This is a genomic window from Chloroflexia bacterium SDU3-3 (assembly GCA_009268125.1).
Classification (GTDB): Bacteria; Chloroflexota; Chloroflexia; order Chloroflexales; family Roseiflexaceae; genus SDU3-3.
Window position 1 is genome coordinate 71,461 of record WBOU01000002.1, and the last position, 17,343, is coordinate 88,803.

Genomic DNA, 17,343 nt, shown 5'->3' on the forward strand with positions numbered 1-17,343 from the left:
TGCTAATCCTTCACCCAGTTCTCATCTGGTGAAATGGCGATATGCGCCTTCTAGAAGCCAGACAGCTATATCACGATTATAGCAGCCCAGCTTGACTCCACCAGATCACGACACTATAATGTTAAGTAGGAGCTAAGACCGCTCCCCCAAACATTCGGCTGTTGGCAAAGGAGCTACGCCCATGCGTGGAGCAATAACAACACCACCTCGAGCGATCATCGCGATCTGAAGGCGGCACCAGGTGTACATACCTGATGCCGCCTTCACGCATCACGACCACGCGGCGCTGGCTCATGTGCCTCGGGCACACGGAATTCGGTTCTATTGCGCGGCGCGTTGGCGGGGAAATGGCCCCGCGTGCGCAGCCGCCGCCATAAGGAGGATCGTATGCATTCGGACCTGATCGGCAAGATCGAAAAGGCACGACACTACGCACAGGAGCCAGAGCGCGTCGCCCTCGATGAGCTTACGGCTCGCTTCCACGGCGGCAACAACGAGCACGTTATCACCCTCTCGAATGGCGTCTGGCACTGCGACTGCGAGTTCTTCCACGTGCGCAAGACATGCGCCCACGTGATGGCGATGCAGAAGATCCTCCACCCGATGATCTCCGCCGAGGCCCGCAGCTTCGGCGTGCCGATCGAGGAAGATCAGATCGCCACCAGCGTGGTCTAGCCCAACCCAGCCATCAGAACCACCAGACGCCCGCCTTCCCCAAGGCGGGCGTCTTCTGTGCGCTATGCAGCTTGCGCGGCTAGGCGGTATAATCTGGGCGCCAGCCCTTCCGTCAGACAGAGGATGATCGATCGCTATGACACTCGTAATCGCCCACCGTGGCGCATCCGCCTACGCGCCCGAGAATACTATGCCCGCCTTCGAGCTCGCTGTGGCCCAGGGTGCCGACATGGCCGAGCTGGATGTGCAGGCCACCGCCGACGGCACGCTCGTGGTCTTCCACGACGAGACCACCGAGCGCTGGAACGGCATCCAGCGCCGGATCGACACATGCACCCTGGCCGACATGCGGTCGCTCGACATCCAGGGGGCCGGGGTGCCCACCCTGGCCGAGGTCTGCGCTTTCGCCCGCGAGAAGGGCCTGCGGCTCAACATCGAGCTGAAGCAGGCCGGGATCGGCGCGCAGGTGGTGGATGTGGTGCGACAGGAGCGCGCGGGCGACCTGGTGCTGTTCTCCTCGTTCGAGCCCGAGGCCCTGGCCGAGCTGGCCGCCGCCGCGCCCAGCCTGCCGCGCGCCTACCTGATGGGCACGCAGACCTACCAGATCGACGTGCGGCTGCGCGAGAGCTGGCCCTTCGCCGCACTGCGGGCCTACGACTGCGCCGCTTGGCACCCGGCCCACCAGATCCCGCTGCTCCAGCAGATCATCCCGCTGGTGCGCCGCGCTGGCATCCAGGTGAACGTGTGGACGGTGGACGACCCCGCCATGATGCAGCGACTGCTCGACCTCGATGTGGATGGCATCATCACCGACACGCCCGATGTGCTGCGTGGCATCATCGCCGAGCGCGCGGCCAAGGCCGCCAGCGCCTAGCCCAGGGCGCAAAAAAGCCCCCAAGATCACCGTTGATCTTGGGGGTATGGCCAGTAAGGCCAGATAGCTAGCGGACACGGCCACGGGTGAACATGTTCACGATGCCCAGCAGCACCACCGCACCGATGAACGACACCACGAGCGACCACAGGCTGAAGCTGCCATCGTTGATGTTGACGCTCGACCCCGGCAGGATGCTGAACAGCAGGCCGCCCACGAAGGCACCCACGATACCGACCACAATGTTGAGCAGCGCGCCCTGCTGGGCGTCGGTGCGCATCACAAGGCTCGCAAGCCAGCCGACCAGAGCGCCGAACAGCAGCCACAGGATAAAGTTGATCATTGAAGTCCTCCACGAGTTCATGAAAAAAGCTGTATCATCATTCCGCAGCACTTAAAAGCAACTGGCGTGCCACCAGATACAGCCTAGAGAAAAAGTGGAGGATGGGGGCGCTGCGCAGCAGGCCCCAAAATGGCGTCAACCCTGCCAGCATCATCGATGGCAGGGTGAACCACGATCGCCCACAGGGCGAGAAGCGGCGAGCGTGGCCGCAGCAAAATCAATAGAGATGGGGGTACTTGGGGACCATCATAATCCAAGCATCCCCGATTTGCAACTAGCAAAATCGCCGATTCATGTTTTTTTCATTAAAATCGCCTACAATGGTAGCGCCAGCAGCTGGCGACACCACAGGCCGGCACGAGCAAACTAGGCCTTTGGCAAGCCAAAAGCCTGCAAATAACAACATATGTGCTATAATCTGACGGGCAGCCCCGTTATGTTGATACCCCTATGGAGTGAGGAATGGCAAAGCGCACCACAACCGCCCGCAAGACAACCGGGAGCAAGGCCCGCAAGGCCGCGCCGCGCGCCCGCCAGAACTCGCTCCCGCCCCCGCCGCAGATCCAGCTCAGCCCCGAGCACCAGCGCGAGTTCTTCGCGCTGTTCCTGATCACCATCGCGGCAATCACCATTGTCTTCTATATCTCCGGCTCAAGCGGCATGATCGGCGAGACATGGATCAACACCACCCAGCACCTGCTGGGCTGGGGCTCGCTGCTCGTGCCGCTCTCGCTGGGGCTGCTGGGCATCGCCATCCTCTGGCAGGAGCGCCACGAGGATCTGAAGTTTACCGGCGCGACCATCGTGGGCACGCTGATGGTGCTGGCCGCGCTGCTGGTGCTGCTGGAGTTCACCATCGGCGTGCGCGACCAGACCCCCGACCCCACCGTGATCGACCAGCAGTTCCGCCAAGGCGGCGGGGCCGCAGGCTTTGTGCTGCTGGATGGCACGGCCAGCCTGATCGGCAGGCCCAGCGCCTTCATCCTCTGGTGCGTGGTGGGGCTGGCCGGGGTGATGCTCACCTTCAACATCACCCTGCGCGAGCTGGTGGTGGGCATGGGCGAGAGCATGGCGCGATTCTGGGCCACCGTATGGGGCGGCGCGGGCATGGCCACGGTGCACACCGTGGCCGATCCGATGCCCAAGCAGCTGCCCCAGCGCCAGCGCGCCCTGGCTGGGCCGCCGCCCTTCGTGCCGCCGCCCGGCGCAGCGGATGAGGACGAGATCGTGCCCACGCCGATCGCCGACCGCCCCACCCGCGCCAGCCTGTTCAACCGGCCCGAGGGCACCGCACGGCCCAAGCCCAAGGACATGCCCACCCCCAAGGAGGCCCAGAAGGCCCGCCCCGGCAAAAAGGGCGCGCCTGTGCCCGTGCCTACATCCTACAGCGAGAGCGTGCTGGACGAGCTGCTCTCCACCCCGGCCACGCCCAAGGGTACGCCGCCCGCCGCCGCCGAGACCGTGCAGGAGGCGCTGGATGGCTTCGATGTTCCCGCCGTGCACCAGGCCTGGCCGCTGCCCACCTTCGGCATGCTCGAAACCTACCCCGAGACCACCGTGAGCGTGGATGAGCTGAAGCACAAGGCCCGCCTGATCGAGGAGACCCTGCAGAGCTTCAAGGTCGAGGTGCAGGTGGTGGGCGTCAACACTGGCCCGGCGGTCACCCAATTCGAGCTGCAGCCCGCCGTGGGCGTGAAGGTGAGCAAGATCACCACGCTGGAAAAAGATCTGCAGCTGGCCCTGGCCGCATCCTCGCTGCGCATCGAGGCCCCCATCCCAGGAAAGAACACCATCGGCATCGAAATCCCCAACTCGCAGATCTCTATGGTGAGCCTGCGCGAGGTGATGGAGAGCAGCGAGTTCGACCGATCCAAGCACAAGCTCAAGCTGCCGCTGGGCAAGGATGTCTCTGGCTCGGCGGTGATCGCAGGCATGGAGCGCATGCCCCACCTGCTGGTGGCCGGCGCGACTGGCTCGGGCAAGTCGGTGGCGGTGAACTCGTTTGTCTGCGCGCTGCTGCTCAAGCACACGCCCGAAGACCTCAAGTTCATCATGGTCGACCCCAAAATGGTCGAGCTGATCGTCTACAACAGCATCCCGCACCTGCTCTCGCCAGTCGTCACCGAGCTAGAGCGGGTGGTGCCCACGCTCAAGTGGGCCGTGCGCGAGATGGAGCGGCGCTACAAGGTGTTCGCCAAGTACGGCTTCCGCAACCTCGACAGCTACCGCCAGGCCGCCCGCAAGCGCGCCGACCTAGAGCCGATGCCCTTTATCGTGATCATCATCGACGAGCTGGCCGACCTGATGATGATGGCCCCCGACGAGGTGGAGACCCTGATCTGCCGCCTGGCCCAGATGGCCCGCGCCACCGGCATCCACCTGATCATCGCCACGCAGCGCCCCTCGGTGGATGTAGTCACCGGCCTGATCAAGGCCAACTTCCCCTCGCGCATCGCCTTCGCCGTCACCTCGCAGATCGACTCGCGCGTCATCCTCGACAGCCAGGGCGCCGAGCAGCTGCTTGGGCGTGGCGACGCGCTCTACCTCGCGGTAGATGGCTCGAAGCCCGTGCGCGTGCAGGGCACCTTTGTGTCGGACAGCGAGGTGGAGAAGATCGTGGATTTCTGGCGGATGGCCCAGCCGCCCAAGCAGGAGGAGAGCGACGCGGGCGAGAAGAAGGCCGACAGCGCGGCGGGCGGCGCGGCGGCAGGCCTGGGCGAGTTCCTCACCGTGGATGAGCAGGATGTGCTGCTGCCCGCCGCAATCAAGCTGGTGAAGCAGCACACCCGCGCGTCGGCCTCGCTGCTCCAGCGGCGGCTGCGCATCGGCTACTCGAAGGCCGCGCAGCTGATCGACCTGCTGGAGCAGCAGGGCATCGTCGGCCCGCCCGACGACGGGCGCTCGCGCGAGGTGCTGGTGCGCGGCGACGACGCCTAGATAATCTCGATCCCGCGCCCGTAGGCCTTGCGGAACAGCGCGGTGCGCCGGTTGGCCTCCCAGATCTCCACCGACGCATCGCCCAGCGCGGTGGTGTAGAGCCGCACTGGATCGCCGATCTCCACGCGGATCTGCTGGATGACCTGGCACTTGCGCCGCTCTAGGTGCTCGGCGATCCGCAGCAGCGCGGCCAGCTTGGCGATCCGGTCGCGGTCGCTCGGGTCGAGCACGGCCTGGTATGGCTCGGTGAGGATGTCGCCCTTGCGGTGCGAGCGCACCAGCTGGGCCAAAATCACCACCTCGCGGTGCGAGAAGCCCAGCAGCGCCGAGTTGAGCACCAGGTACTCGCCGTGCTTGTGGTGGTCGTAGTAGCCGATGGTGATGCCGATATCGTGGATGAGCGCGGCATGCCCCAGCAGCTCGCGCTCCCACGGGCCGAAGCCGTGCAGCGACTGCAGCTGGTCGAATAGCGAGGTGGCCAGCTCGCGCACCTTGGCCGCGTGGATCGACTCGTAGCTGTAGAGCCGCGCCAGATTCAGCACACTGAATGCGCGCTGATCGCCCAGCACTGGCGGGTTCTCGCCCACCAGCAGGTGCTCGAAGAACAGCCCCTCGCGCAGCCCGTAGCCGCTGGCCACAATCGACTCGAAGCCGCCCTGGCGCATCAGGTGGCGCAGAATCACCGCCCCGCCCAAGATCAGGTCGGCGCGGTCGCGCCCGAGGCCGGGCACATCCTCGCGCTGGCGGGTGGTCATGCCGCGCAGCCGCTCGATCAGCTGCTCCAGCCGGTCGAGCCGTAGCGCGTAGCCGTGCACGCGGTCGAGCGGGTGGCGCTGCGCCTTCATGTCGATCTCGGCCAGGGTGCGAATGGTACCGCCGATTCCGGCCAGCGTCGCGCCCTGGGACGCGCTAAACCAGTCGATATCGGTGAAGGTGTCGGCGGCGGCCTGCTCAAGCGCCTTGAAATCTTTGGCGGTGATTGGGTCGGAGTGGATGTGGCGATCCGAGATCCGCAGCGCGCCGAGCGGGCGGCTAAACGACTGGCCAAACCCACGGGCGCGGATCATCGTCCCCTGGGTGCTGCCGCCGCCGATGTCGATCAGGAAGGCGTTGTCCAGCGGCAGCGCGTTCACCGTGCCCACGTAGCCGTAGTAGGCCTCCTCCTGGGCCGAGAGCACGCGCATCTTCAGGCCCGCCTCGTACTCCACGCGCTCCAAGAACTCGGCCTGGTTCGAGGCCTCGCGCACGGCGCTGGTGGCCACCGGCACGATCCGGTCGACGCCAACCGACTTGCAGTAGTTGGCAAACAGCCGCATGGCCGCCACACCACGGTCGATCGCGGCGGGCTGGATACGGCCATCCGCGCCGATGCCCTCGGCCAATCGCACGGTCTCGCGAACCTCGTCGGTGAGCTTAAATGAGTGGTGGGGCGTGTAGCTCAGCACCACCAGCCGCGTGGTGTTCGACCCAAGGTCGATCACGCCAATGCGCTCCGCCATCAGTGCGTGCCCCCAAGCTCGACCACGCGCTGGTCGAGGCGCGACGCGATGTCGCGGTACATGTCGCCACGCAGCTTTGCCGCCTGCAGGGCGCGGTTCAGACCGATGATATAGCCAGCAAGACCGAGCGCCGCTAGAAAGAACAGAGTCCGACGCATGCGCTGCCCCCTTTTCTCATGTGTTCCCAAAATATTTTAACGTATTCAGCACGGCCTCACAAATAGCGGCGTAGTCCGGGCGCATGTGGGCGCGCTGGGCTGTGGCAAGCCCCGTGCCCCCGAGCGGGGGAGAAAAAAAGAGCATATGGCGTACCATATGCTCTGCCGGTTGGCGCGCGCCATCGCCTAGCTGGCGGTGCGCGGGTAGCGATTGAGGCCGATAGTGGCCACCGAGCCACGTAGGAACACGTAGAAGGGGATGTTGCGCGCGTGCCACGTGCTCACTGTGTCGACTAGGATCTTCTTGGCCTCTTTCCAGTCGTCGGGGTGGTCGGCGGCGATGATCTCGGCGCGGTCGAAGAACAGCAGGTAGGCCGACGAGGGTGCCCACGACAGGTCGACAAGGTTGGCGGCCAGGCTCTGCCATGTCTGATCTGCGGTCTGCGGTGCCTGGATGGCCTCGGAGCACGTCTGCAGAAAAGCCTTTTTGTCGCCAGCCTTCCGGCCATCGATCAGAAAGCAGCGAAACCCGTGCTCGCTCGCCTCGGAAAAGAGCCGATCGGGGTAGCGCCGAGCGCTCAGGTGGTAGAGATCCGGCTTTAGGCTTCTGTTCCAAAGCTCATCTAGTGCGATCATAGCGCATCCTTACATCAATATCAGGCAATCTAATAACAGTTACAGGGTGAGATAGAGCGATACGCGCATTCTGCCACGCCTAGGGTCTTACGGCAGCGCTAGCTTTGCTCGCTCGGCGCGGGGTAGGGCGGCCACCACAAGCCGATACGATTGGTCGATCATCATCCGCAGCTCGTGGTCGGGCACGCTGTCGTCGAGGATGATGGTGTTCCAGTGTCGTTTGTTCAGGTGGTAGCCTGGGATGACGGCGGGAAAGGTGTCGCGCAGCAGCTGGGCGTCGATCGGGTCGCACTTCAGGCTGAGCTGCTGAGGCTGCTGGGTGCAGGAAAGGAGCGCAAAGATCTTGCCGCCCACCTTCGCCACCACAGGATCTGGGCCGAAGGGGAAGGTTTCGGCAGATCCTATTTTGCTCTGTAGATAGGTTCGCACCCATTGGTCTTGCAGTGTCATAGCGACGTTTCCGATGTTTGGCTCTCCGCCTATTCAGTATAATGCGCTTATCTGGCTAGGGCAAGGCAAAAGGTAAAATTTTGTCTATTTCTGTGCAGAAACTGGTGCAAAACTTGCAGGTTTTGTTTACAAAAAAGGCCCCACGCGACGCTCTCGTGAACATCGCGTGGGGCCTTTCGGTGCGGGGCGCTACTTGATGTTGTACTTGGCGCGCAGCTGATCGATGGTGCCGTTCTCCTTCAGCACCTTCAGCGCGGCGTTGATCGCGCCCAGCAGCTCGGTGTCGCCCTTCTGCAGGGCCACGCCGTAGCTCTCGGTGGTGAAGGCCTCGCCCACGATCTTGAACTTGCCCGCGTACTGCGGCTGCGAGGTGTAGTTGCCCACGGTCGGGCCGTCGGCCACCACCGCGTCCACAGCGTTGTTGGCCAGGTCGGCGAAGGCCAGGTCGATGGTCTGGTAGCGCTTCAGCTTGGCATCCTCAACCTTGGCATCCTCCAGCGCGGCGGTCTCGCCGGTGGTGCCGGTCTGCACGCCCACGGCATCCAGGCCGGGCAGATCGGTGTAGCTGCTCACCGTGGTGTTGGCGGCCTGCACCACCACCAGCTGGCCCACATCGATGTAGGGGTCCGAGAAGTCGACGATCTGCTTGCGCTCGTCGGTGATGGTGGATGCGGAGGCCACGGCATCGAACTGCTTGGCCTGGAGCGCGGTGAAGATCGTATCGAACGAGGCGTTCTGGAACTCGAAGTCGGCGTTGATCAGCTTGCCAACCTCGGTGAGCAGGTCGATATCGAAGCCGACGATCTCGTTCGTGGCCTGGTCGACCGACTCGAAGGGCGGGTAGCTGGCGTCGGTGCCGACCACCACCTTGCGGCCCTTCAGGTCGGCCACGGGGGCGGCGGCAGCGGTGGCCGATGCCTCGGTGGTGGCCTCGGCGGTGGCCGATGCCTCGGTGGTGGCGGCAGCCGTCGCCTCGGCGGTGGCCTCAGCAGCGGGGGCCTCGGTGGCGGCAGCGGCAGTCATCGCCGCCTCGACCGTCGAGCGGGCGGGCGAGGTGGCGGTGGTGCTGGTGTTGCTTGCCCCGCAGGCGGCCAGCAGGCCAGCCAGCAGGATGGTGGGCAGGAAAGCGTTCTTTCGCATAGGGAATCTGCTCCTTTTGCCTCATACGACAGAATATAAAAACAGTATCGCGCACGGGGCCGCAATACTGCTTCATCGCATCTGGCCCCGCCTGGGGGCCAGAACCGTATGGGTGCGCGTATTATAAACCCAGATTCCCCGCTGTCAAAGCAGGTTGTGTGCCAGGCCGAGCCTATCGCGGAGATCTGCGCCGCCAGCGCGCCTGTATTTCCGTTAGGGGCGTTCTGCCTCAGCTGGAGCGCCCAGCCAGCTCGACGGTCAGCAGATCGAGCGAGCTATCGGCGCTGCCGGGCAGGGGCAGCCGCGCGCCGCTAGCCATGTCGTACACGCCGATGTTGAGGCGGTAGCGGCCATTGGGCAGCTCGGGTTCGATCGGCAGATCGGCCAGATCTACCACCAGCTCGCCAGCCCGCCAGCGCGAGGTGGGGTAGTCGTCGGCGCGAATAATCGTGTCGCGCTGGGCTACCGTCTGCCCCTGCTGGTTCACCAGATGCAGGAAGATCGCGTAGTCGCGGTCGAGCGCGGCGGCGGGCTGCCAGTAGAGGTTCAGCTGGAGCGCCTGGCCGGGCTGCACCTGGGCTGGGCCGTGCAGCGGGGTGAAGCGCCCGCGCAGGTCGCCCGCCGCCGCCTGGAAGCCCAGCAGCCGCATGGTGCCGAAGGCCGCATCACTGCGCTGGATGGCCAGCTCCTCGGGGTGCGAGCCTAGGTCAAGCAGCTCCAGCAGCGTGCCGGGCCGCCCCTGGGCCTCGCCAGGGAAGACCTGCAGCACGGTAGAGGCATCCCGCAGGGCCGGGTAGCTGGCGGGGCTGGCCTTCTTCACATCGGCGACGATATAGCGGAACCCTTGGGAGCGGTACCAAGCCGCATCGTGCTCAGCCACATCCTCGGTCGTCACCGCCATGGGCCAGTCGCCCCACTGGGCGTGGTTGAGCGCCAGCGCCAGCGGCGCACCCTGCGAGAGCTGCTGGCGCACATAGCGGCCCGCCAGCACCTTGCTGTGCGGGTAGGCGTGGAAGGTATCCTGGGCGATGGCGGCGCGCAGCGGCGGGACGGCCAGCCCCAGCGCCACCAGCGGCAGGGCCAGCGCCCGCACGCGGCGGGCCACGCGCGGCCCGCGCGGCAGCCCCGGCCAGCGGCGAACGGCGTGGTGGCCCAGGAGCAGCGCCCAGTGCGCGCAGGCCACCACGCCCACGCCAGCAAACACAAACAGCGGCGGGATGATCGGCAGCAGGTTGCGGAAGAACTGGATCTGCTGGGGCAGGAACATCAGCGGGTAGCACAGCACCACCGCCAGCACCGCCAGACCGGCGCGGTCGCGCCGCGCCACCAGCACGCCCACGCCCACCAGCGCAGCTAGGCAGGGCAGCGGCGTCAGGCCGCTCTCCCAGAAGAACTGCAGGTACTCCAGCACCGGCCAGTCCTTGATCAGGTCGCCGCCGCCGCCGGTGGGGTTGTAGGCCACATACTGGTGGGTCACGCCGTGCCAGAACGCCTCGGGGGCGAGCAGGGCGTAGGGCGTGCCGGCCACAAAGGCGGCCAGGCTCAGCGCGCCCGCCATGGCCAGCAGCCAGCCCTTGCGCAGGCTGGCCCAGCCCCATACCTGCACATGCACCACCACCAGCGCTAGCGCCACCATGGCGGCGTTGTACTTGGTGGATGTGGCCAGGCCGATGCACAGGCCAGCCAGCGCATAGCTGCGCCACGTCGGGCGGCGCAGCGGGGCCAGCGCAGCCAGCAGCGCGATCAGCGCGGTGAAGGTGACCGGCACATCCTGGGTGATGTACTGCGAGTTGCGCACGTGGAAGGGCGCGACCGCCAGCAGCGCCGCGCCGATCAGCGCGGGCCAGCGCCCCCACCAGCGGCGGCCCAGCGCATAGGCCAGCGCCACCGTGGCCGTGCCCAGCAGCGCCGTGAGCACGCGGCCCCACACGAAGAAGCCCGGCGTGGTCACATACAGGTCGGTGGTGGATGGCAGCGACTCGATACCCTGGTACAGCCCGGTGGCCACACCATAGCGCAGGTGCACATCGAAGACCACGCGCAGGGCGTAGTAGAACAGCGAGGGCTTGCCGAAGAAGCGCGGGTTCCAGTCATTGTGGCGCAGCATGCCGAACACGCGGTTCACCGCCGACGGCTCGTCGGGGTGGTCGGTGTAGGGCAGGCCCCAGCCGATGCCGTAGAGGCGCAGGGCCAGCGCGGCGGCCAGCGCGCAGGCGATCAGCGCAGCCCACAGCGCGGCGCGCGCGCGCGGCCACGTGCGGGAGCGGGTGGATCGTGCGGGGATCGAGTGTATCGGTGGATTATGCATGCTGTTGGGCCAAGGCATAGCGCGGCTCTACCTTAATGTACGGGGCACAGAAGCCTCAGGGAAAAGCGCTGGCAGGCAGGAGGATCTGGTGCGTATCGCTATGCTCTTGGGGTGAGCCTTTGTGGCCCTGCGCAGAAAAAAAGCGCGCAGCCGCGCCATCTGCCCAGAATAGCTTCCCATACACCTACTGTATAAAAAAACGACAGGCCATAGCAACCTCCAAAAGGACGAGCTACCGCAGCCAAATGGATGATCGGCGCGCGGCGCAAAAAAGCAGCAACCATCTTTGAGAAGAACGGTTGCTGCTTCGTATGGAGCCGGCACTCGGACTTGAACCGAGGACCTACTGTTTACAAGACAGTTGCTCTACCACTGAGCTATGCCGGCGCAACGGGGATCATTTTAGCATAGAGATGCGTTTGCCGTCAACCGCTTTTTGGCGTACCGTATGGCCAAAAGTCACCCAGACGATAGGAAAAAACCATGAACCAGACGCTGACCGCCATCTCCGGCATCCTGGTGGGCCACGCCCACGACGCCGAGGCCCGCACCGGCTGCACCGCCATCATCCTGCCGCCCGGCACCACCTGCGGCGTGGATGTGCGCGGCGGCGCGCCCGGCACCCGCGAGACCGACCTGCTTGCGCCGACCGCCGCCGTGCAGCATGTGGACGCGATCCTGCTCACCGGGGGCAGCGCGTTTGGCCTAGGCGCGGCGGATGGCGTGATGCGCTGGCTGCGCGAGCGCGGGCGGGGCTTCCCCACCGGTGCGGGGCCGGTGCCGATCGTGCCCGCCGCCGTGCTGTTCGACCTAGGCGTGGGCGCGGCGGACCGCTGGCCCGACGCGGCCATGGGCTACGCCGCGTGCCAGGCCGCCAGCCCCAGCCCCGTGCCCGAGGGCGGTGTGGGCGCAGGCGCGGGCGCGCTGGTGGGCAAGCTGCGCGGGGCGGCCTGGGCCAGCCCTGGCGGCGTGGGCAGCGCCGCCGCGCGGCTGCCAAACGGCACCACGGTGGCCGCGCTAGCCGTTACCAACCCCTTCGGCGATGTCTACCGCCCCGACACCCAGGAGATCTTGGCCGGGGCCAGGGCCGACGACGGCAGCTTCATCAACACCGCGCGAGCCATCCGCAGCGCCGAGGCCATCCAGGCTTTTGGCAACACCACGCTGTGCATGGTGGCCACCGACGCCCCGCTGGACAAGGCGGGCTGCAAAAAGCTGGCCGAGATGGCGCAGGACGCGCTGCCTCGCACCATCCGCCCCATCCACACGCCCTTCGACGGCGACATCGTGTTCGCCGCCGCCACCGGCAGCGCGCCGGGGGTAAACCTGGCCGTGCTGGGCAGCGTGGCCGCCGACCTGCTGGCCGAGGCGATCGCCCGCAGCGTGGCGCGCTAGCCCAGCAGCGCGTTGTCGATCAGGCGCGTGGTGCCGAAGCGCACCGCCAGCGACACCAGCGCGCCGCGCTCGCCCACGTCCTCAAGCTCGCGCAGGCTCAGCGGGTCGGCTACGCTCACATAGTCGGTGGCGGCCAGCGGCTCGGCGGCCAGCGTGGCCTCGACCAGGCGGCGCAGCACGCCCGCCTGCCGCTCGCCCTGCCGGTAGGCCTCGGCGGCGGCCTGCAGCGCCCGCGAGAGCACTACGGCAGCGGCGCGCTGCTCGGGGGTGAGGTAGACATTGCGGCTAGACATGGCCAGGCCATCCGGCTCGCGCACGGTGGGGATGATCACGATCTCGGTGGGGATGGCGAGGTCGCGGGCCATCTGGCGCACCACCACGCACTGCTGGGCGTCCTTCTGCCCAAAGTAGGCGGCCTGGGCCTGGGCGATGTTCAGCAGCTTGCACACCACCGTCGTCACCCCGCGAAAGTGGCCTGGGCGGCGCTGGCCCTCCAGCACCTCGGTCACGCCCTCGACGGCCACGTAGGTGCTGTAGCCGGGCGGGTAGATCTCGGCCACACCCGGGATGAGCACCAGATCGGCCCCGGCCTCGGCCAGCAGCCGCAGGTCGCGCTCGATATCGCGCGGGTAGCGGGCCAGATCCTCGCTGGGGCCAAACTGGGTGGGGTTCACAAAGATGCTCACCGCCGCCGCGCCCTGCTCGCGTTTGGCCTGGCGCACCAGGCTCAGGTGGCCCTCGTGTAGGAAGCCCATGGTGGGCACGAAGCCCATGCGCCCCAGCCCGGCCCGCGCCTCGCGGAACGCCGCGATCGTCTCGACAACCTCCATGCCCCGCGCTCCTCCCTAGTCCTCTTGGCCCAGCGCCGCCCGTAGCTCGGCCTCATCCATCTTCGCGCTGTGCTCGGCGGTGGGGAACGCGCCAGCGCGCACATCCGCCGCGTAGCTGCCCAGCGCCTCGCTGATCGTGTCGGCCAGCTGGAGGTAGCGGCGGGCGTGGCGCGGCTGGTAGTCGGCGTACAGCCCTAGCAGATCGTGCCAGACCTGCACCTGCCCATCGCAGCCCGCCCCCGCGCCGATGCCGATGGTGGGGATGCGCAGCCGCGCCGTGATCGCCGCCGCCAGCGGGGCAGGCACCAGCTCCAGCACCACCGCGAAGGCCCCGGCCTCCTCAAGCGCCAGCGCGTCGGCCAGCAGCTGGCGGGCCGCGTCGGCGCTCTTGCCCTGCACGCGCCGCCCGATCACCAGCTCGGACTGGGGCGTGTAGCCCAGGTGGCCCATCACCGGCACGCCGAACGCGGTGAGCTGCCGCACGAAGGCAGTCACGTGCGCGCCGCCCTCCAGCTTCACCGCCTGCACCCCGGCCTCCTGCATCAGGCGGCGGGCCGTCTCCATCGCCTGCGCCGCGCTGGCGTAGGAGAGAAACGGCATGTCGCCTACCACCAGGGCGCGCTGGCTGCCGCGCGCCACCATCTTGGCGTGGTAGATGATCTCGTCCACCGTCACCGGCAGCGTGGTGGGCTGGCCCTGCACCACATTGCCCAGCGAGTCGCCCACCAAGATGAGCGGGATGCCCGCCCGCTCGACCATCTGGGCCGAGGTGTAGTCGTAGGCGGTGATCATCGGGATGCGCTCGCCGCGCTGCTTCATCGCCTGGATGTCGAGGATGCTCGTTCGCATGGTGTTGAACCCTGGCTAGCCCGCGTGCGGCGGGGGGTGAAGCAGCTCGGTGATCGTATCGAGGCCCTGCGCGTCGCCGCCGATGGCGCGGGCCAGCGGCACCGCCGCCGCGCCCAGCGTGCGGTAGATCGGCAGCGCCTCGGGCGCGGTCTTGGCCAGCGCATCGAGGTGCCGCGCCACGGTGGCCGCATCGCCCCTAGCGATCGGGCCGGTGAGCGCGGCGGGCACGCCCAAGCGGTCCAGGCTCTCCACCGCGCCGCGCAGCAGCGGCAGCAGCGCGGCCAGCGCCTGGGGCTGCGGCAGGCCGCACTCGGCCAGCAGCGCCGAGGCTTGGGCGGCCAGCACCACGGTGTAGTTGGCCATCATGGCCGCCGCCGCGTGGTAGATGGCCCGCGTCTCGGACGGGATGGGCAGGGGCGTGCCACCCAGCGCACGCGCCGCACTGGCCAGATCCTCAGCCAGCGGCCCCGCCGCGTCGATAGCGAACACAGTGCCCGGCAGCACCGGCGAATGCGCATCCGCGAAGGTCTGCAGCGGGTGGAACGCGCCCACCTGCCAGCCGCGCCCGGCCAGCGGGGCCAGCAGCGCCGCGCTGTTGGCCCCGCTCAGGTGCACTGCCGCCGCGCCCGCAGGCGCTTCGCCCAGCGCGCTGGCCACCGTCGCGATCTGCGTGTCTGTCACCGCAATTAGCGTTAGGTTTGCCGACGCGGCGGCCTCATGTGGCGTGGCGGCCACAGCAGCCCCAGTGGCGCTGGCCAGCTCGGCGGCGTGCGCGGGGCTGCGGCTCCACACGGCGGCCACGGGGTAGCCAGCGGCGTGCAAAGCCCGCCCAAGCGCCCCGCCAACTCGCCCTGCCCCGATCACCGCGATGCTCAAGCTGGCCACAGCATCTCCCCGCGCGGCAAAAGGCGCGGGCAGCACGCACCCCGGCAGCGCACCAGCCCACGCCCGCATAGCTCTCGAAAAGTAGGCGCATACTCTACCATGGCTTTCGCATGATCGCAACATGGCAGGGTGTGGAAAGATTTGTTCTCAGCGCTCGTCGATTTTTCCCGATTGGGACGGGATATTTCTCAAAAAAAGTGATAGCGTTTTCCACAAAAAGTGACTTTATCCACATGGTTTCCACATTTTTGTGGATGTGCGGAATTGTTTTCTACCACGAAGATACGAAGGGGGAAAAGGTCAGCGGGCAACACGTGGAAGCGCTGCCCGCCTTGGCCAGCGGAAGCTAGCCCTCATAGCCGCCCGCGTGCAGGCGCACGCCGCCATCGTGCACCTCGATCACGCGCTCGGCAAACGAGCTGAGGAAGGCGCGGTCGTGCGAGACCGCCAGCACCGTGCCCTCAAAGGCATCGAGGGCCTGCTCGAAATGCTCGCGACCCTCGATATCCAGGTGGTTGAGCGGCTCATCCAGCACCAGCAGGTTGCAGCCCGCCAGCACCAGCAGCGCCAGCTGGAGTCGGCTGCGCTCGCCCAGCGAGCACACGCCCACTGTGCGGAAGGCGCTGTCGCCGCCAAACAGGAAGAAGTGCAGAAAGCTGCGCGCCTCGGTCTCGCTCATCGCGCGGGCGCGGCGCACCGTCTCCAGCACCGTGCGGGTGGGGTCAAGCGTCTCCTGCTGCTGCGCCATCACGCCCAGCCGCACGGAAGCGCCCAGCCGCACCTCGCCTGCGCTGGGGGCCAGCTCGCCAGTGATCAGCCGCAGCAGCGTGGTCTTGCCCGCGCCGTTCGGCCCCACCAGCGCCACGCGCTCGCCGTACTCCAGCTCGAAGGCCACATCGCGCAGCAGCGGCGCGGCCCCTGGGTAGGCGAAGGACACATCCTCCACCCGCAGCACGCTGCGCGACCCGCCCGTCGGCTCGCCGAAGTCGAGCCGGATGCCCCAGCTCTGGCGCGGGCGCTCCACGCGCTCGGCGTCGCTCATGTAGCGCTCCAGCTTGCGCTCGCGGGTGCGGGCCAGCCGCGCCACCTTGGCCGACACCCCGCCGTAGAAATCGCGCCCGCGCTTTGGCCCGTTCTGGATCGACTGCGCCCTGCCGCGCACCCGGCGGATGTCGGCCTCGACCTCGCGGATGTAGAGCTGCTGATCCTGCCAGGCGGCCTCCTGGGCCTCGCGCTCGCGCTCGCGGGCGGCGGCGAAGTCGCTGTAGCCGCCGGTGTAGCTGGCTACTGTGCGCGTGTCGGGGTCGAGGTAGAGCGTGCGCGTGACGGTGCGGTCGAGGAAGGCGCGGTCGTGCGAGACGACCAGCGCGGCGCGCGGGTAGGAGCGCACGAAGCCCTCCAGCCACTCCAGCGCGGCCACATCCAGGTGGTTGGTCGGCTCATCGAGCAGCAGCAGATCGGGCTGGCTCAGCAGCAGCAGCGCCAGGCCCAGCCGGGTCTTCTGGCCGCCGCTCAGCGTGTCGGCGAGCTGGTCGGGGTCGATACCATCCAGCCCGAGGCCGCCCAGCACCTCGGCGGCGTGCTGCTCATAGCTGTAGCCGCCCAGGGCCTCGAACGCCGCGCTGGCCTGCTCGTAGTCGGCCATAGCCGCATCCAGATCCTGCGCGCTGGCCAGCGCCTCGGCGGCGCGCTCCACCGCAGCGGCGGCGGCCAGCACCTCGGCCTGGGCCTGAGCCAGCGCGCTGCGCACTGTGTGGCCTGCCAGGTGCTCGAACGACTGGGCCAAGTAGCCGATGCGCTGCCCAGGCGGCGAGAGCGCGATCGTGCCCGCATCGGGCTGCTCGGCGCCGATCAGGCAGCGCAGCAGGGTCGATTTCCCAGCGCCATTTGGGCCGATCAGGGCCACGTGCTCGGAGTCGTTGATGATAAGCGAGATATCGGAAAGAACCGTGGCGGCGGCGTACGCCTTCCGTAGGTGTTGAATCTGAAGCATAGTATCTCCTTTTCTGCGGCGCAGCGAGGCCGCATGCTGAAACAGCGCGAAATGGAAAACTATGCACCCTTCATCAACAGCTCCTTACGAGAAGAACACCAGCCTGCCGCGATCAAGAGGCATCGGAGCGAGGTGCCGGTATCATACCACACTTTTGGCCTGTCGGCTCAGGCCCTGGTATGAAAAACAGAGTCTATACGTTCTGTCTGACACCGCATCGCATCACCGTATCTTGGTCTTGCATACGTTTTCTTTTCGTGTCTTCGTACCCTCGTGGTATTCGTTCCCGTTTGTTCCTTGGTATCTTGGCGTCTTCGTGGTAAACCGTGCTTGGTGCATGAGAACGCACTGGCATGAAAAAGCGGCGGAGG

The 17,343-nt window shown here is 67.0% G+C and carries 15 protein-coding genes and 1 tRNA gene; 5 read left to right on the plus strand and 11 right to left on the minus strand.

Annotation, left to right across the window (positions count from 1 at the left end; translation table 11 throughout):
• Window positions 1-387: 387 nt before the first annotated feature.
• Together F8S13_03205 and F8S13_03210 are read left to right on the plus strand one after the other, a co-directional pair.
• The gene (locus tag F8S13_03205; protein ID KAB8144860.1) at window positions 388-675 is read left to right on the plus strand and encodes a hypothetical protein; all 288 of its coding nucleotides are present in this window, start codon (window positions 388-390) and stop codon (window positions 673-675) included.
• 136 nt (window positions 676-811) lie between these two features.
• Window positions 812-1,549, plus strand: a complete 738-nt coding sequence (locus F8S13_03210) for a glycerophosphodiester phosphodiesterase (GenBank protein KAB8144861.1) — start codon at window positions 812-814, stop codon at window positions 1,547-1,549.
• Window positions 1,550-1,616: 67 nt separating this feature from the next.
• On the opposite strand, the gene F8S13_03215 is transcribed toward F8S13_03210, so the two are convergent.
• Window positions 1,617-1,889: a GlsB/YeaQ/YmgE family stress response membrane protein gene (locus F8S13_03215; protein ID KAB8145237.1), complete on the minus strand. Its 273-nt coding sequence runs from the start codon at window positions 1,887-1,889 to the stop codon at window positions 1,617-1,619.
• Window positions 1,890-2,354: 465 nt separating this feature from the next.
• Here F8S13_03215 and F8S13_03220 point away from each other — a divergent pair, with 465 nt between their 5' ends.
• Window positions 2,355-4,829, plus strand: coding sequence for a DNA translocase FtsK (locus F8S13_03220; GenBank protein ID KAB8144862.1), 2,475 nt, complete (start codon window positions 2,355-2,357; stop codon window positions 4,827-4,829).
• Here F8S13_03220 and F8S13_03225 read toward each other — a convergent pair.
• From F8S13_03225 to F8S13_03250, 6 genes are all read right to left on the minus strand, one after another.
• Window positions 4,826-6,328, minus strand: coding sequence for a Ppx/GppA family phosphatase (locus tag F8S13_03225; GenBank protein KAB8144863.1), 1,503 nt, complete (start codon window positions 6,326-6,328; stop codon window positions 4,826-4,828). The two genes, F8S13_03220 and F8S13_03225, sit on opposite strands and share 4 nt — an antisense overlap.
• A gap of 344 nt (window positions 6,329-6,672) precedes the next feature.
• Window positions 6,673-7,122 carry a barstar family protein gene (locus F8S13_03230; protein ID KAB8144864.1) on the minus strand — a complete coding sequence of 150 codons (450 nt, stop codon included), beginning with the start codon at window positions 7,120-7,122 and terminating at the stop codon, window positions 6,673-6,675.
• Window positions 7,123-7,209: 87 nt separating this feature from the next.
• On the minus strand, window positions 7,210-7,572 hold the full coding sequence (locus F8S13_03235) for an MmcQ/YjbR family DNA-binding protein (protein ID KAB8144865.1): 363 nt from the start codon (window positions 7,570-7,572) through the stop codon (window positions 7,210-7,212).
• Window positions 7,573-7,761: 189 nt separating this feature from the next.
• Window positions 7,762-8,712: a basic amino acid ABC transporter substrate-binding protein gene (locus tag F8S13_03240; GenBank protein KAB8144866.1), complete on the minus strand. Its 951-nt coding sequence runs from the start codon at window positions 8,710-8,712 to the stop codon at window positions 7,762-7,764.
• 229 nt (window positions 8,713-8,941) lie between these two features.
• Window positions 8,942-11,038, minus strand: coding sequence for a phospholipid carrier-dependent glycosyltransferase (locus tag F8S13_03245; protein KAB8144867.1), 2,097 nt, complete (start codon window positions 11,036-11,038; stop codon window positions 8,942-8,944).
• A 294-nt stretch (window positions 11,039-11,332) separates the two neighbouring features.
• Window positions 11,333-11,407, minus strand: a tRNA-Thr gene (locus F8S13_03250).
• A 96-nt stretch (window positions 11,408-11,503) separates the two neighbouring features.
• Between F8S13_03250 and F8S13_03255 the strand changes: the two genes are divergently transcribed.
• Window positions 11,504-12,415 carry a P1 family peptidase gene (locus F8S13_03255; protein KAB8144868.1) on the plus strand — a complete coding sequence of 304 codons (912 nt, stop codon included), beginning with the start codon at window positions 11,504-11,506 and terminating at the stop codon, window positions 12,413-12,415.
• Here F8S13_03255 and F8S13_03260 read toward each other — a convergent pair.
• The 3 genes from F8S13_03260 to F8S13_03270 are packed head-to-tail and all read right to left on the minus strand — an operon-like array spanning window position 12,412 to window position 15,102.
• Window positions 12,412-13,245, minus strand: coding sequence for a pantoate--beta-alanine ligase (locus F8S13_03260; GenBank protein KAB8144869.1), 834 nt, complete (start codon window positions 13,243-13,245; stop codon window positions 12,412-12,414). The genes F8S13_03255 and F8S13_03260 overlap by 4 nt on opposite strands.
• A 15-nt stretch (window positions 13,246-13,260) precedes the next feature.
• Window positions 13,261-14,094, minus strand: coding sequence for a 3-methyl-2-oxobutanoate hydroxymethyltransferase (gene panB / locus F8S13_03265; GenBank protein ID KAB8144870.1), 834 nt, complete (start codon window positions 14,092-14,094; stop codon window positions 13,261-13,263).
• Between the two features lie 15 nt (window positions 14,095-14,109).
• A complete protein-coding gene (locus F8S13_03270) occupies window positions 14,110-15,102 on the minus strand; it encodes a DUF2520 domain-containing protein (protein KAB8144871.1) in 993 nt (330 codons plus the stop codon).
• Between F8S13_03270 and F8S13_03275 the strand changes: the two genes are divergently transcribed.
• Complete coding sequence (locus F8S13_03275; GenBank protein KAB8144872.1) at window positions 15,090-15,329, plus strand: hypothetical protein; 240 nt, start codon at window positions 15,090-15,092, stop codon at window positions 15,327-15,329. The genes F8S13_03270 and F8S13_03275 overlap by 13 nt on opposite strands.
• Here the strand turns inward: F8S13_03275 and F8S13_03280 are convergent.
• On the minus strand, window positions 15,326-16,972 hold the full coding sequence (locus F8S13_03280) for an ABC-F family ATP-binding cassette domain-containing protein (GenBank protein KAB8144873.1): 1,647 nt from the start codon (window positions 16,970-16,972) through the stop codon (window positions 15,326-15,328). The two genes, F8S13_03275 and F8S13_03280, sit on opposite strands and share 4 nt — an antisense overlap.
• Window positions 16,973-17,343 lie beyond the last annotated feature (371 nt).

Coding starts and splice junctions, on each gene's coding strand:
- F8S13_03230 (KAB8144864.1), bottom strand. CDS start 7,122: ATGATCGCACTAGATGAGCTTTGGAACAGAAGCCTAAAGCCGGATCTC.
- F8S13_03220 (KAB8144862.1), top strand. CDS start 2,355: ATGGCAAAGCGCACCACAACCGCCCGCAAGACAACCGGGAGCAAGGCC.
- F8S13_03205 (KAB8144860.1), top strand. CDS start 388: ATGCATTCGGACCTGATCGGCAAGATCGAAAAGGCACGACACTACGCA.
- F8S13_03280 (KAB8144873.1), bottom strand. CDS start 16,972: ATGCTTCAGATTCAACACCTACGGAAGGCGTACGCCGCCGCCACGGTT.
- F8S13_03260 (KAB8144869.1), bottom strand. CDS start 13,245: ATGGAGGTTGTCGAGACGATCGCGGCGTTCCGCGAGGCGCGGGCCGGG.
- F8S13_03240 (KAB8144866.1), bottom strand. CDS start 8,712: ATGCGAAAGAACGCTTTCCTGCCCACCATCCTGCTGGCTGGCCTGCTG.
- F8S13_03210 (KAB8144861.1), top strand. CDS start 812: ATGACACTCGTAATCGCCCACCGTGGCGCATCCGCCTACGCGCCCGAG.
- F8S13_03275 (KAB8144872.1), top strand. CDS start 15,090: ATGATCGCAACATGGCAGGGTGTGGAAAGATTTGTTCTCAGCGCTCGT.
- F8S13_03255 (KAB8144868.1), top strand. CDS start 11,504: ATGAACCAGACGCTGACCGCCATCTCCGGCATCCTGGTGGGCCACGCC.
- panB (KAB8144870.1), bottom strand. CDS start 14,094: ATGCGAACGAGCATCCTCGACATCCAGGCGATGAAGCAGCGCGGCGAG.
- F8S13_03235 (KAB8144865.1), bottom strand. CDS start 7,572: ATGACACTGCAAGACCAATGGGTGCGAACCTATCTACAGAGCAAAATA.
- F8S13_03245 (KAB8144867.1), bottom strand. CDS start 11,038: ATGCCTTGGCCCAACAGCATGCATAATCCACCGATACACTCGATCCCC.
- F8S13_03270 (KAB8144871.1), bottom strand. CDS start 15,102: ATGTTGCGATCATGCGAAAGCCATGGTAGAGTATGCGCCTACTTTTCG.
- F8S13_03225 (KAB8144863.1), bottom strand. CDS start 6,328: ATGGCGGAGCGCATTGGCGTGATCGACCTTGGGTCGAACACCACGCGG.